1 protein-coding gene is annotated in these 1,178 nt (G+C 37.8%); it reads left to right on the top strand.

Going from position 1 to position 1,178, the window contains the following annotated elements; genetic code table 11:
- Positions 1–1,178, top strand: a 1,178-nt coding sequence (locus U9P79_00980) for a phosphoglycerate kinase (GenBank protein MEA2103205.1), incomplete at both ends; no start/stop codon positions are given.

Genomic DNA, 1,178 nt, shown 5'->3' with positions numbered 1-1,178 from the left:
TCTGTTAATGATATTGAAGTATCTAATAAAAAAGTTTTAGTCCGGGTGGATTTTAATGTACCCCTTGATGCTGAACAAAAAATTAATAATGACAAAAGAATAAAATCTGCTCTTCCAACTATAAAATATCTGATTGATCATCACGCATCAGTAATTCTTTTATCTCATTTGGGAAGACCGAAAGGAAAAGTTGTTCCCGAATTATCTTTGGAACCGGTTGCAAAACATCTTTCAAAATTACTCGGGGAAAATGTGATAATGATGAACGATTGCATTGGTAAAAGGGTAAATGAGGACATTGGAAGAATGAAACCCGGCGAGATTGTTTTGCTCGAAAACACAAGATTCCATCCCGAAGAGAAAAAGAATGATCCCGAATTCGCCAAACAACTTGCCTCTCTTGGAGATATTTTTATTAATGATGCTTTTGGAACAGCCCACAGAGCTCACGCTTCAAATGTTGGACTTGCAAATATTTTGCCTTCTGCTATCGGTTTTCTTGTTGAAAAAGAATTGAAGTATCTCAAACAACAATTGGGTGATCCGCAAAAGCCATTTACTGCAATTTTTGGTGGGGTAAAAGTATCGGGGAAGATCGAATTGATCAAAGAAGTAATGAAAAAGGCTGATAATATTCTTATCGGTGGAGCAATGATGTTTACTTTTTATAAGGCGTTGGGATATTCTGTGGGGAAGTCACTCGTGGAGGAAGATAAACTCGAACTTGCAAAAAATTTACTTGAACTTTCGAAAAAAAAAGGAGTGGATATTGTTTTGCCGGTAGATACGGTGATTGCAAAAGAACCTCAAAAAAATGCAGAATTTAAAACAGTATCAGTCGAAAAAATTCCAAACGGGTGGATGGGATTAGATATCGGAGAAAAAACTATTAAGAAATTCAAACGGATAATCAACGAATCAAAAACGGTTGTCTGGAACGGACCTATGGGAATGTTTGAAATTGATAATTTTGCGCACGGAACTTATTCTGTTGCTCAAACTCTTGCTGATTTTGATGGAATCACAATAATCGGAGGGGGTGATTCTGCTGCGGCTGTAGAGAAAATTGGTTTGGAAAACAGGATGACCCATATCTCAACCGGTGGTGGTGCGTCTCTCGAAATGCTTGCCGGTAAAGAACTGCCGGGGATTGCTGTGATTCCTGAAAGAAATGGATA

The organism is Candidatus Cloacimonadota bacterium, assembly GCA_034661015.1.
Classification (GTDB): domain Bacteria; phylum Cloacimonadota; class Cloacimonadia; order JGIOTU-2; family JGIOTU-2; genus JAYEKN01.
Note: the sequence above shows the minus strand (reverse complement) of the source record. Positions and strands in the feature narration are given on the sequence as shown.